The following is a 13,395-nucleotide window of genomic DNA, read 5'->3' on the forward strand; positions in this document are numbered from 1 at the left end:
CTCATGCTGTGATCACAAAACTCACTTCGCTGCTTAAGGCAGCCGGTATTTCCCTCTCCGATCAACAAAAAGAGCAGCTGGTCGCCTACGTCGGCCTGCTGGACAAGTGGAACAAGGCCTACAACCTGACCTCGGTACGCGATCCGCAGCAGATGCTGGTGCGCCATATACTCGACAGCATCGTGGTGGCGCCGCATCTCAAGGGCGAACGCTTTATCGATGTTGGCACCGGGCCGGGTCTGCCCGGTATTCCGCTCGCCATCGTTCTGCCGCAGGCGCACTTCACGCTGCTCGACAGCCTGGGCAAGCGCGTGCGCTTTTTGCGCCAGGTGCAGCATGAGCTGGGATTAACCAACGTTACGCCGGTGCAGAGCAGGGTAGAAGCGTTCCCGTCTGAACCGCCGTTTGACGGCGTGATCAGCCGCGCCTTCGCCTCGCTGCAGGATATGGTGAGCTGGTGCCACCATCTGCCTTCTGCTCAGGGCTGCTTTTATGCGCTGAAAGGGGTGCGTCCGGATGAGGAGATTGCCAGCCTGCCGGCCGGTTTTCGCCTGGTCTCGGTGAACGCGCTGAACGTACCGGAACTGGACGGCGAGCGCCATCTGGTGGTGATCGCCCGCGAATAGCCCTAAAGGGAGCAGGGATTAAGCCTGGCGACGGCGTTTGGCTTACTGCAGACGCTGTTTAAAAATCAGGCATTCGATGCGGCCGCGCCGTCCAGTTTTAATCGTGGCGGCCGCGGAATAAGGTTAACAACAGAGGCGGAAATTATCCGAAAAGCTCTGTTACATTTAACGTTTAATTCACATTTATTTATCAGGAAGATCACTTCTGCGGTCAACGAAGCGGGAGCAGATAATCACGTGGGAAAATATATCAGGGTAATAACTCCGCGTGCGTAATATCAATTTAACGTTCTTAACGCACTCTGGGTTGTCAATGCGCCGTTTTTATCGAAAATAGCGCGGATTTAGCCCGCTGATAATTGCAACTCACTGATTTAATTGCTTTCAAGCGTGATATAATAGCCTTCAATATTGTTTGTCACCAATTTTGAAGTGGGGCAGGGTGTTTAGAATGTGATCTAAAGCACGCTTTAAACGCAAGTCTAATGCGGAATTTCACCTGAATCGGTCGCTGATTCCACCTGACGATGTTTAGAAAAATAGCCGTTCGGAAAGAAATTTAAATAATTGTTCACCTTTTGGCTACTTACGGATTGAAATCGCAGGTGCGGCCCGTATAATTTGCACGGCTTTTGCTGCTTGACTCGAGTGAGTAAAGGCAGTCTTATACGACACGCGACATACCCCTTATGGGGCAGGAGAGTAACAGCGCCATGTCAGTGTCTCTTTACAGTGTGAAATTCGCCCGAACCGTGCTGGCTATCCAGCTGGTGACTCTGGTCATCATCGGCGCTCTCTTTGCCCTGAAAGATGTCACATGGGGCGTCTCTGCGCTGGCTGGCGGAGCGGCAGCCTGGCTGCCGAACGTGTTGTTCATGTTTTTAGCCTGGCGCCTGCAAGGGCAATCCCCGGCTTCCGGACGGGTTGCGTGGAGTTTCGCTCTCGGCGAAATCGGCAAAGTCATCGCAACCATCGTGTTGCTCATTGTGGCGTTGGGTGTTTTCAGAGCGGTTTTCTGGCCGCTCGGGATAACCTGGTTATCGGTGCTGGTGGTTCAGATGTTGGCACCGGCGGTAATTAACAACAAAGGGTAAAAGGCATCATGGCTGCAGGAGAAACTCAAACTCCGCAAGAGTACATCGGTCACCATCTGACGCACCTTCAGTTGGACCTGCGTACCTTCGAGTTAGTGAATGCTCACGACGCTCCCGCGACGTTCTGGGCATTAAATATCGATTCAATGTTTTTCTCTCTGGTGCTGGGATTCATCTTCCTGGTGTTGTTCCGCAAAGTGGCGAAAAGCGTCACCAGCGGCGTGCCAGGGAAAATGCAGGCTGCTATCGAACTGGTCGTCGGCTTCGTTGATGGCAACGTGCGCGACATGTACCACGGTAAAAGCAAACTTATCGCCCCGCTGGCTCTGACGATTTTCGTCTGGGTCTTCCTGATGAACTTCATGGATCTGCTGCCTATCGACCTGCTGCCGTATATCGGCGAGCATTGGCTGGGCCTGCCGGCGCTGCGCGTCGTGCCGTCCGCGGACGTGAACATCACGCTGTCTATGGCGTTGGGCGTATTTATTTTGATTCTGTTCTACAGCATCAAAATGAAAGGTGTAGGCGGCTTCGCGAAAGAGCTGACGCTGCAGCCTTTTAATCACCCGATCTTCATCCCCATCAACCTGATCCTTGAAGGCGTTAGCCTGCTGTCCAAACCGGTTTCACTCGGTCTGCGACTGTTCGGCAACATGTATGCGGGTGAGCTGATCTTTATCCTTATTGCCGGTCTGTTGCCGTGGTGGTCGCAGTGGGTGCTGAATGTGCCGTGGGCCATTTTCCACATCCTGATCATCTCGTTGCAGGCTTTCATTTTCATGGTCCTCACGATTGTCTATCTGTCGATGGCATCTGAAGAACATTGATTTTTTTCTCAACACTAAGCGTTTAACTGAAACAAACTGGAGACTGTCATGGAAAACCTGAATATGGATCTGCTGTACATGGCTGCCGCTGTGATGATGGGCCTGGCGGCAATCGGTGCTGCGATCGGTATCGGCATCCTCGGAGGTAAATTCCTGGAAGGCGCCGCGCGCCAGCCGGATCTGATCCCTCTGCTGCGTACGCAGTTCTTTGTTGTAATGGGTCTGGTGGATGCAATCCCGATGATCGCTGTTGGTCTGGGTCTCTATGTGATGTTTGCTGTCGCCTAAAGCCTGTCGCTGTTAGTTCATTCGGCGCACGACGTGCTACGAATGAACGGTTCTGCCGCTTATCGCTGAGATAACGGCAGATAAGTTACTCACTTAATTAGAGGCATTGTGCAGTGAACATTAACGCAACAATCCTCGGCCAGGCCATCGCGTTCATCCTGTTTGTCGCGTTCTGCATGAAGTACGTATGGCCGCCGATCATGGCAGCCATCGAAAAGCGCCAGAAAGAAATTGCTGAAGGCCTTGCTTCTGCTGAACGCGCGAAGAAAGATTTGGATCTCGCGCAGGCTAATGCGACCGACCAGCTGAAAAAAGCGAAGGAAGAAGCTCAGGTCATTATCGAGCAGGCGAACAAACGCCGCACTCAGATTCTGGACGAAGCGAAAACTGAAGCTGAGAACGAACGTAACCGCATCGTGGCGCAAGCGCAGGCAGAGATCGACGCCGAGCGTAAACGTGCCCGCGAAGAGCTGCGTAAGCAAGTCGCGTTGCTGGCAATGGCTGGCGCCGAGAAGATCATCGAACGTTCCGTGGATGAAGCTGCTAACAGCGACATCGTTGATAAACTGGTCGCTGAACTGTAAGGAGGGAGGGGCTGATGTCTGAACTGATTACTGTAGCTCGCCCCTACGCCAAAGCAGCTTTTGACTTTGCTGTTGAGCATCAAAGTATCGAACGCTGGCAATCTATGCTGGCGTTTGCCGCGACCGTAGCACGCAATGAGCAAATGGCCGATCTTCTCTCTGGCGCGCTGGCGCCGGAAGCGTTGTCGGCTTCTTTCATTGCCGTCTGCGGCGATCAATTAGATGAGCAGGGCCAGAACCTGATTAAGGTGATGGCTGAGAACGGACGTTTGACCGCGCTTCCGGCTGTACTGGAGCAGTTCATTCAACTGCGCGACGCCTATGAGGCGACGGCGGAAGTTGACGTGATTTCCGCCAGTACGCTGAGTGACAGCCAGCTGACCAAAATCAGCGCCGCGATGGAAAAACGTCTGTCACGCAAAGTTAAGCTGAATTGCAAAATTGATAAGTCTGTCATGGCAGGCGTGATCATCCGTGCGGGTGATCTGGTGATTGATGGCAGCGTGCGCGGCCGTCTTGAGCGTCTGGCAGACGCCTTGCAGTCTTAAGGGGACTGGAGCATATGCAACTGAATTCCACCGAAATCAGCGAACTGATCAAGCAGCGCATTGCTCAGTTCAATGTCGTGAGCGAAGCTCACAACGAAGGTACTATCGTCTCTGTAAGCGACGGTATCATCCGCGTACACGGCCTGGCCGATGTGATGCAGGGTGAGATGATCGCCCTGCCGGGCAACCGTTACGCTATCGCCCTGAACCTCGAGCGCGACTCTGTCGGCGCCGTGGTAATGGGTCCGTACGCTGACCTCGCCGAAGGCATGAAGGTCAAGTGTACTGGCCGTATTCTGGAAGTGCCGGTCGGTCGTGGCCTGCTGGGCCGCGTGGTGAACACCCTGGGTGCACCCATCGACGGCAAAGGCGCGATCGACAACGACGGCTTCTCGCCGGTTGAAGTGATCGCACCGGGCGTTATCGACCGTCAGTCAGTCGACGAGCCGGTTCAGACCGGTTACAAATCTGTCGATGCGATGATTCCAATCGGTCGTGGCCAGCGTGAGCTGATCATCGGCGACCGTCAGACCGGTAAAACCGCGCTGGCGATCGACGCCATCATCAACCAGCGCGATTCCGGCATCAAGTGCGTCTACGTCGCAATTGGCCAGAAAGCCTCTACCATCGCCAACGTGGTGCGTAAGCTGGAAGAACACAACGCGCTGTCGAACACCATCGTGGTGGTCGCGTCCGCGTCTGAATCCGCTGCACTGCAGTACCTGGCGCCCTACTCCGGCTGCGCCATGGGCGAATACTTCCGCGACCGCGGCGAAGATGCGCTGATCGTATACGATGACCTCTCTAAGCAGGCTGTCGCTTACCGTCAGATCTCTCTGCTGCTGCGCCGTCCGCCGGGCCGTGAAGCGTTCCCGGGCGACGTGTTCTATCTCCACTCTCGTCTGCTGGAGCGTGCGTCACGCGTAAGCGCTGACTACGTTGAGCGTTTCACCAACGGCGAAGTAAAAGGTAAAACCGGTTCACTGACCGCGCTGCCGATCATCGAAACCCAGGCGGGCGACGTTTCTGCGTTCGTTCCGACCAACGTAATCTCGATTACCGACGGTCAGATCTTCCTGGAATCGAACCTGTTCAACTCCGGTATTCGTCCGGCGGTTAACCCAGGTATCTCCGTATCGCGCGTTGGTGGTGCTGCTCAGACCAAGATCATCAAGAAACTGTCTGGCGGCATCCGTACCGCGCTGGCGCAGTATCGTGAGCTGGCGGCGTTCTCGCAGTTCGCTTCCGATCTGGATGACGCGACCCGCAAACAGCTGAGCCACGGTCAGAAAGTGACCGAGCTGCTGAAACAGAAACAGTATGCGCCGATGTCTGTCGCGCAGCAGGGTCTGGTGCTGTTTGCTGCTGAGCGCGGCTACCTGAACGACGTTGAACTGGCGAAGATCCTGAGCTTCGAAGCTGCGCTGCTGGCGTTCGCAGACCGCGACCACGCCGAGCTGATGCAGGAAATCAACCAAACTGGTAACTACAACAACGACATCGAAGCCAAGCTGAAAGGCCTGCTCGATACGTTTAAAGCAACCCAGTCCTGGTAATGTCTGGCGGCCTGTCTGAAAAGGCAGGCCGCAAGGCTTTGAGGAGAAGCTTATGGCCGGCGCAAAAGAGATACGTAACAAGATTGGAAGCGTGAAAAACACGCAGAAAATCACCAAAGCGATGGAAATGGTCGCCGCCTCCAAAATGCGTAAAACGCAGGAACGCATGGCGGCCAGCCGTCCGTATGCAGATACCATGCGCAAAGTGATCGGTCACCTTGCGTTAGGTAATCTGGAATACAAGCACCCTTACCTGCAAGAGCGCGACGTTAAGCGCGTCGGCTACCTGGTCGTTTCCACTGACCGCGGGCTTTGTGGTGGTTTGAACATTAACCTGTTCAAAAAATTGCTGGCAGATATGAAGGCCTGGTCCGATAAAGGCGTACAGAGCGATCTGTCGATCATCGGCTCCAAAGGTCTGGCGTTCTTCGGCTCCGTAGGCGGCAACATCGTGGCTCAGGTCACCGGCATGGGCGACAAACCTGCCCTGTCCGATCTGATTGGCCCGGTAAAAGTGATGTTGCAGGCTTACGACGAAGGGCGTATCGACAAGCTCTATGTCGTCAGCAACAAGTTCAATAACACCATGTCTCAGACTCCGACCATTACCCAACTGCTGCCGTTACCGCCAGCGGAAGGTGAAGAAGAGATGAAGGCGAAGACCTGGGATTACCTGTACGAACCCGATCCGAAAGCGCTGCTGGATACCCTGCTGCGTCGTTATGTCGAATCGCAGGTTTATCAGGGTGTGGTGGAAAACCTGGCCAGTGAGCAGGCCGCACGTATGGTGGCGATGAAAGCCGCAACCGACAACGGCGGAAATCTGATCAAAGAGCTGCAGTTGGTGTACAACAAAGCTCGTCAGGCCAGCATCACCCAGGAACTCACCGAGATCGTCTCGGGAGCCTCCGCGGTTTAACCAGGTAAGAATTAGGTAGAGGATTCAAGATGGCAGCTGGAAAGATTGTCCAGATTATCGGCGCCGTAGTTGACGTCGAATTCCCTCAGGACGCGGTACCGCAAGTGTACAACGCCCTTGAGGTTAAGAATGGTGATGCTCGTCTGGTGCTGGAAGTTCAGCAGCAGCTGGGCGGCGGCGTGGTGCGTACCATCGCCATGGGCTCTTCTGATGGCCTGAAGCGCGGTCTGGAAGTTGTTGACCTGAAAAAACCGATCCAGGTTCCGGTGGGTAAAGCCACCCTCGGCCGTATCATGAACGTGCTGGGCGAGCCGATCGACATGAAAGGCGACATCAAAGAAGAAGACGGCAGCGCAGTAGAGATCTCCTCTATTCACCGCGCGGCGCCTTCTTATGAAGATCAGTCTAACTCGCAGGAACTGCTGGAAACCGGCATCAAGGTTATCGACCTGATGTGTCCGTTCGCCAAAGGCGGTAAAGTCGGCCTGTTCGGCGGCGCGGGCGTAGGTAAAACCGTAAACATGATGGAGCTGATCCGTAACATCGCGGCTGAGCACTCAGGTTACTCGGTATTTGCCGGCGTGGGCGAGCGTACTCGTGAGGGTAACGACTTCTACCACGAGATGACCGATTCTAACGTAATCGACAAAGTTGCGCTGGTGTATGGCCAGATGAACGAGCCGCCGGGTAACCGTCTGCGCGTCGCACTGACCGGTCTGACCATGGCGGAAAAATTCCGTGACGAAGGCCGCGACGTTCTGCTGTTCATCGACAACATCTATCGTTATACCCTGGCCGGTACGGAAGTTTCCGCACTGCTGGGTCGTATGCCGTCAGCGGTAGGCTACCAGCCGACGCTGGCCGAAGAGATGGGCGTGCTGCAGGAGCGTATTACCTCCACCCGCACCGGTTCAATCACCTCCGTACAGGCCGTTTACGTTCCTGCGGATGACTTGACTGACCCGTCGCCGGCGACCACCTTCGCCCACCTGGACTCAACCGTTACCCTGAGCCGTCAGATCGCCTCTCTGGGTATCTACCCGGCCGTTGACCCGCTGGACTCCACCAGCCGTCAGCTGGATCCGCTGGTGGTTGGCCAGGAGCACTACGACGTTGCGCGCGGCGTGCAGTCTCTGCTGCAGCGCTACCAGGAACTGAAAGACATCATCGCCATCCTCGGTATGGACGAGCTGTCTGAAGACGACAAACTGCTGGTGGCACGCGCGCGTAAGATCCAGCGCTTCCTGTCTCAGCCGTTCTTCGTAGCCGAAGTCTTCACCGGTTCACCAGGTAAGTACGTTACGCTGAAAGACACTATCCGTGGCTTTAAAGGCATTATGGACGGCGAGTTCGACCATCTGCCAGAGCAGGCTTTCTACATGGTCGGCGCTATCGAAGAAGCCGTGGAAAAAGCGAAGAAACTGTAATAACGGTTTCCCGGGAGGACAGATATGGCTATGACTTATCACCTGGACGTCGTCAGCGCGGAGAAACAGCTTTTCTCCGGCCTGGTGCAGAAAATTCAGGTGTCAGGTAGCGAAGGCGAACTGGGGATCTTCCCTGGCCACGCGCCGCTGCTGACTGCCATCAAGCCTGGAATGATCCGTATCGTGAAGCAGCACGGCGAAGAGGAGTTTATTTACCTCTCTGGCGGCGTGCTGGAAGTGCAGCCGGGCAGCACCACCGTTCTGGCCGATACCGCTATCCGCGGTACTGACCTGGATGAAGCGCGTGCGCTGGAAGCGAAACGCAAAGCAGAAGAGCATATGAACAGCAGCCACGGTGACGTGGACTACGCTCAGGCCTCTGCGGAGCTGGCGAAAGCCATTGCTAAACTGCGCGTGATCGAGCTGACCAAAAAAGCGATGTGATCAGGCTTTATGCGTCACGAAATGCCAGCCCTTCGGGCTGGCATTTTTTTTGTCCGCGCGTCGCTGGCGGCGCGCGCCTAATTTCGACCTGAGAAAAATGTAGTAATCTCAGAGGTAAACCGTTTAACTTTCGCATGTCAAAAACTCTGTCAGGATGGTTATGTCTAACAGCGCAATGAGCGTGGTGATCCTTGCTGCCGGCAAGGGCACCCGTATGTATTCCGATCTGCCCAAAGTTCTGCACACCCTTGCAGGCAAGCCCATGGTTCAGCACGTGATCGACGCCGCCACCGGCCTCGGCGCGCAGCATATTCATCTGGTCTACGGCCACGGCGGCGACCGCCTGAAGGCGACGCTGACCGAGCCGTCGCTTAACTGGGTGCTGCAGGCGGAGCAGCTGGGCACCGGTCACGCGATGCAGCAGGCGGCGCCCGCCTTCGCCGACGACGAAGATATTCTGATGCTCTACGGCGATGTGCCGCTGATCTCTCAGGAGACGCTGCAGCGCCTGCGCGACGCTAAACCCGAAGGCGGCATCGGCCTGCTGACGGTGGTGCTGGACGACCCGAGCGGCTACGGGCGCATCGTGCGCGAAAAAGAGGCCATTGTCGGCATCGTCGAGCAGAAAGACGCCTCGCCCGACCAGCTGAAAATCACTGAAATCAACACCGGCATCCTGATCGCCAACGGCGGTGACCTGAAGCGCTGGCTGGCGCAGCTCACCAACAACAACGCGCAGGGCGAATACTACATCACCGATATTATTGCGCTGGCGCATCAGGAAGGCCGCCGCATCAACGCGGTGCATCCGGCGCGCGCCAGCGAGACCGACGGCGTCAACAACCGCCTGCAGCTGGCGACGCTGGAGCGGGTTTATCAGCACGAACAGGCGGAAAAACTGCTGCTGGCGGGCGTAATGCTGCGCGATCCGGCGCGCTTCGATCTGCGCGGCGTGCTGCGTCACGGCCGCGACGTTGAGATTGACGTCAATGTGATTATTGAAGGCCAGGTAAAACTGGGCGATCGGGTGAAAATCGGCGCGGGCTGCATCATTAAAAACAGCGTGATTGGCGACGACTGTGAAATCAGCCCCTATTCGGTAATCGAGGATGCCAGCCTCGCCGCCGACTGCACCGTCGGGCCTTTTGCCCGTCTGCGTCCCGGCAGCGAGCTGGCGCAGGCCGCGCACGTCGGCAACTTCGTCGAGATGAAAAAGGCGACGCTGGGCAAAGGTTCGAAGGCAGGACATCTGAGCTATCTCGGCGACGCGGAGATCGGCGCCAACGTCAATATCGGCGCGGGCACCATCACCTGCAACTACGACGGCGCCAACAAATCGAAAACGGTCATTGGCGACAACGTCTTCGTCGGCTCCGACACCCAGCTGGTGGCGCCGGTCAACGTAGCGGCGGGCGCCACTATCGCGGCGGGCACCACGGTGATGAAAGACGTGACCGAGGCCGCGCTGGTCTACAACCGTAAAGAGCAGAACAGCAAAGCGAGCTGGCAGCGTCCGGCGAAGAAAAAGTGATTTTTAGCGGCCAGCCGCGTGCTGGCCGCCGCAGTAACACAATAATAATCCCCACTCTCTACAAGGCTCGGGGAGCCCGGCAAAGCCGGTTATCAGGTCGTATGACAACGAAAGATGGCCGAAAGCCATCAGGTCAGGAATAACATTTATGTGTGGAATTGTAGGTGCAGTAGCGCAGCGCGATATCGCAGAGATCCTGCTGGAAGGTCTGCGTCGCCTGGAGTATCGCGGGTATGATTCGGCCGGTCTGGCCGTGGTCGATCGTCAGGGGCACGTGACGCGCCTTCGTCGCGTCGGCAAGGTGCAGATGCTGGCGGAGGCCGCCGAGCAGCAGCCGCTAATCGGCGGCACCGGCATCGCCCATACGCGCTGGGCAACGCACGGCGAACCGTCGGAAGCCAACGCGCATCCGCACGTCTCCGGGCCGATTATCGTGGTGCACAACGGGATTATCGAAAACCATGAGCCGCTGCGCGAAGCGCTGACGGCGCGCGGCTATCGCTTCGTCTCCGAAACCGACACCGAAGTGGTGGCGCATCTGGTGCACTGGGAGCAGAAACAGGGCGGCACGCTGCGCGAAGTGGTGCTGCGCGTTATTCCCCAGCTGCGCGGCGCCTATGGCATGGTGATCATGGACAGCCGCGATCCGTCGCTGCTGGTGGCCGCGCGCTCAGGCAGTCCGCTGGTGATTGGCCGCGGCGTCGGTGAGAACTTTATCGCCTCCGATCAGCTGGCGCTGCTGCCGGTAACGCGCCGCTTTATCTATCTGGAAGAGGGCGACATCGCCGAAGTCAGCCGTCGCGACGTCACTATCGTCGATCGCGCGGGCAATGCGGTGCAGCGTGCCGAGATCGAATCGAGCGTGCAGTATGACGCCGGCGATAAAGGCCTTTACCGCCACTATATGCAGAAAGAGATCTACGAACAGCCGATGGCGATTAAAAACACCTTAACCGGTCGTTTCAGCCACGGCGAAGTCGATCTCAGCGAGCTGGGTCCGCGCGCTGAAGCGCTGCTGAGCCAGGTCGAGCATATTCAGATCATCGCCTGCGGCACCTCCTATAACTCCGGCATGGTGGCGCGCTACTGGTTTGAGTCGCTGGCGAACATCCCGTGTGACGTCGAGATTGCCTCTGAATTTCGCTATCGCAAATCCGCAGTGCGTAAAAACAGCCTGCTGATCACCCTGTCGCAGTCTGGCGAAACCGCCGATACGCTGGCGGCGCTGCGCCTTTCAAAAGAGCTGGGCTACCTCGGTTCGCTGGCGATCTGCAACGTGGCCGGCTCGTCGCTGGTGCGCGAGTCCGATCTGGCGCTGATGACCAAAGCGGGCACCGAAATCGGCGTCGCCTCGACCAAAGCCTTTACCACCCAGCTGACCGTGCTGCTGATGCTGGTGGCGAAGCTGGGCCGCCTGCGCGGCATGTCGGCAGAGATCGAACATGATATCGTGCACGGCCTGCAGGCGCTGCCGAGCCGCATCGAGCAGATGCTGGCGCAGGACAAGCGTATCGAGCTGCTGGCGGAAGATTTCTCCGACAAGCATCACGCGCTGTTCCTCGGTCGCGGCGATCAGTACCCAATCGCCATGGAAGGGGCGCTCAAGCTGAAAGAGATCTCCTATATCCACGCGGAAGCCTACGCCGCTGGCGAGCTGAAGCACGGCCCGCTGGCGCTGATCGACGCCGATATGCCGGTGATCGTGGTGGCGCCCAACAACGAGCTGCTGGAAAAACTGAAGTCGAATATTGAAGAGGTGCGCGCGCGCGGCGGCCTGCTGTACGTGTTCGCCGATCAGGACGCCGGCTTTAGCGACAGCGACGGCATGAAGATTATCTCCTTGCCGCACGTGGAAGAGGTGATCGCGCCGATCTTCTACACTGTGCCGCTGCAGCTGCTCTCCTATCACGTCGCGCTGATTAAAGGCACCGACGTGGACCAGCCGAGAAACCTGGCGAAGTCCGTCACGGTAGAGTAATTATTTAATTCATTATGTATCCGGTAATAAATGACAGTTATTACCGGATTTTTTTGTTTCCCCTATTGAAATTCCCTGTTTCTTTTGAAGAAAGCTTTTACTATCCTTAAGTTGCTATTAAACCCACACATATTTTATGTTCGCTTAATTATTCATGTTAAAAGAATGTTCTTTTTGCGATGTCTTTACGGACATTACCCCGGTTGTTTCTTTTCAAATGAGAAAGCGCTAGTAAACCAGGTAAGATGCGATACGTACTCCGTATTACATCAAGCAAATACGCTGTCGTTATATGTGTTTTTTCCTATTTTGAACGATCATGTTATGGGATTTGTTAATTTTAAATTTAAGGTGATTTTTTAAACCGCAAGAGTCTCTTGAGTTTTTTTTCAGCGCAAAGATAATAAGAGAAAAGCGTAATAAAATTACTAATAGTGATATTTATTTTATTGAGGGATTTTTATGCATGGACGCAATGAATACCGGGAAAATTTAATTCGTATGCTGGCGTGTAGCGCTTTTTCTGCAGCCGCGCTGGCTGCTACAGGCTTAAGCTGTTACAGCATCAGCAGAAGGTGCGTCATGCTCTCAGTGACCGTCTGGCTACGTGCCCGCCGCTCCCACCGTGTATCACCCTTACACGCGTCGCGCTTTATGACCAGGCTGGGTGCCGCTGCAGAAGCTGGATAATCTATCGCAAACATAAGGAAAAGCATTATGAACTGGACGCATGTACTGTTGGCTGGCTACGCAGGAGCCGTGATTTCTGCGGTTGTCGCGCTGATGCGTAAAAAAGGCTGGATTGGGCGAATTAGCGCTATCGTACTGACGTTAGCGGCGATTGCGCTCTGGAATGTTATGGATGCATATTATTTAAAAAATCAGACTAACCAGAATATAGATCAGCAGCTGGATGCTGCCATGGCAAGCATGCCAACCTGGCAGGTGCTAAAAGAGCAGGAGCCGGAAAAGGTGGAGCAAATACGTGCTCAGGCTGCATTGATGATAAAGGCGGGCAAGCGCGAGCAGCAGGTTATTGACTCTATACAGCCGCAAATCCTGGCCATCCAGAAAAATCGGCTGGCGTATGCGCCGGACGAACAGGTTGTGGCGGTGATGCAGGTTAATGTTGCTCAAATTGAAGCCGTGCAGCAGGTCAGCGATGATGCCTGCTACCGATTCCTTTTCCCCGAGGTTAAAGGCGGGATAAACCCCACCAAACTCATTCCTCAGACTGTAATGTCACAGCGAATAAAAGCAGATGTGGCGATGATGCGCGCCGCCTGGGGGCCTGACAAACATATTGTCACTAGCGAAGAGCGGCAGCATGCGCAACTCAGCGCGCGCAAAGTGATACAAATGATGGTGCCGACATATGGTCAGAACCTGGAAATCTTAAACGATCCGCGCAAAGGAGCGGAGAAAGAAAAGATAACCTGCAATCTCTATAAAGATCTGTGGCGCAATGTACTGGCGCTGCCGCAAAACGAAGCCGCAGGTATTATTCGTATGGCGATGACTGCAGAATAGCCGTACAGATTATGGGCGCGACAGTAGTTGATCGCTGAACCGC

Annotated in this window: 13 protein-coding genes; all 13 read left to right on the top strand. The window is 55.7% G+C overall.

Annotation, left to right across the window (positions count from 1 at the left end; all coding sequences use genetic code 11):
- Positions 1 to 8 precede the first annotated feature (8 nt).
- The 13 genes from rsmG (at position 9) to B2J69_RS15430 (ending at position 13,352) form a co-directional block, all read left to right on the top strand.
- The gene (rsmG, locus tag B2J69_RS15370; protein ID WP_081140528.1) at positions 9 to 626 is read left to right on the top strand and encodes a 16S rRNA (guanine(527)-N(7))-methyltransferase RsmG; all 618 of its coding nucleotides are present in this window, start codon (positions 9 to 11) and stop codon (positions 624 to 626) included.
- A 713-nt stretch (positions 627 to 1,339) separates the two neighbouring features.
- The gene (atpI, locus tag B2J69_RS15375) at positions 1,340 to 1,720 is read left to right on the top strand and encodes a F0F1 ATP synthase subunit I (protein ID WP_081140618.1); all 381 of its coding nucleotides are present in this window, start codon (positions 1,340 to 1,342) and stop codon (positions 1,718 to 1,720) included.
- 8 nt (positions 1,721 to 1,728) lie between these two features.
- Positions 1,729 to 2,547, top strand: a complete 819-nt coding sequence (atpB, locus tag B2J69_RS15380; RefSeq protein ID WP_081140529.1) for a F0F1 ATP synthase subunit A — start codon at positions 1,729 to 1,731, stop codon at positions 2,545 to 2,547.
- Between the two features lie 48 nt (positions 2,548 to 2,595).
- Positions 2,596 to 2,835, top strand: a complete 240-nt coding sequence (atpE, locus tag B2J69_RS15385) for a F0F1 ATP synthase subunit C (protein ID WP_003849523.1) — start codon at positions 2,596 to 2,598, stop codon at positions 2,833 to 2,835.
- Positions 2,836 to 2,948: 113 nt separating this feature from the next.
- The gene (atpF, locus tag B2J69_RS15390) at positions 2,949 to 3,419 is read left to right on the top strand and encodes a F0F1 ATP synthase subunit B (protein WP_081140530.1); all 471 of its coding nucleotides are present in this window, start codon (positions 2,949 to 2,951) and stop codon (positions 3,417 to 3,419) included.
- 14 nt (positions 3,420 to 3,433) lie between these two features.
- Positions 3,434 to 3,967: a F0F1 ATP synthase subunit delta gene (gene atpH, locus B2J69_RS15395; RefSeq protein ID WP_081140531.1), complete on the top strand. Its 534-nt coding sequence runs from the start codon at positions 3,434 to 3,436 to the stop codon at positions 3,965 to 3,967.
- Between the two features lie 14 nt (positions 3,968 to 3,981).
- Positions 3,982 to 5,523: a F0F1 ATP synthase subunit alpha gene (gene atpA, locus B2J69_RS15400; RefSeq protein ID WP_048781249.1), complete on the top strand. Its 1,542-nt coding sequence runs from the start codon at positions 3,982 to 3,984 to the stop codon at positions 5,521 to 5,523.
- A 52-nt stretch (positions 5,524 to 5,575) separates the two neighbouring features.
- On the top strand, positions 5,576 to 6,442 hold the full coding sequence (atpG, locus tag B2J69_RS15405) for a F0F1 ATP synthase subunit gamma (protein ID WP_081140532.1): 867 nt from the start codon (positions 5,576 to 5,578) through the stop codon (positions 6,440 to 6,442).
- Positions 6,443 to 6,471: 29 nt separating this feature from the next.
- Entirely contained in the window at positions 6,472 to 7,869 is a 1,398-nt protein-coding gene (gene atpD / locus B2J69_RS15410; protein WP_081140533.1) for a F0F1 ATP synthase subunit beta, read from the top strand.
- Positions 7,870 to 7,893: 24 nt separating this feature from the next.
- Entirely contained in the window at positions 7,894 to 8,313 is a 420-nt protein-coding gene (locus B2J69_RS15415) for a F0F1 ATP synthase subunit epsilon (RefSeq protein WP_033755408.1), read from the top strand.
- A 160-nt stretch (positions 8,314 to 8,473) separates the two neighbouring features.
- Positions 8,474 to 9,844: a bifunctional UDP-N-acetylglucosamine diphosphorylase/glucosamine-1-phosphate N-acetyltransferase GlmU gene (gene glmU / locus B2J69_RS15420; RefSeq protein WP_081140534.1), complete on the top strand. Its 1,371-nt coding sequence runs from the start codon at positions 8,474 to 8,476 to the stop codon at positions 9,842 to 9,844.
- 148 nt (positions 9,845 to 9,992) lie between these two features.
- Positions 9,993 to 11,822 (top strand): glutamine--fructose-6-phosphate transaminase (isomerizing), encoded by a 1,830-nt coding sequence (gene glmS, locus B2J69_RS15425; RefSeq protein ID WP_081140535.1) that lies wholly within the window; start codon positions 9,993 to 9,995, stop codon positions 11,820 to 11,822.
- A gap of 717 nt (positions 11,823 to 12,539) precedes the next feature.
- On the top strand, positions 12,540 to 13,352 hold the full coding sequence (locus tag B2J69_RS15430) for a topoisomerase II (RefSeq protein WP_081140536.1): 813 nt from the start codon (positions 12,540 to 12,542) through the stop codon (positions 13,350 to 13,352).
- The last annotated feature ends 43 nt before the right edge of the window (positions 13,353 to 13,395 follow it).

It is taken from the genome of Pantoea latae (genome assembly GCF_002077695.1).
In the GTDB taxonomy this organism is placed as follows: domain Bacteria; phylum Pseudomonadota; class Gammaproteobacteria; order Enterobacterales; family Enterobacteriaceae; genus Pantoea; species Pantoea latae.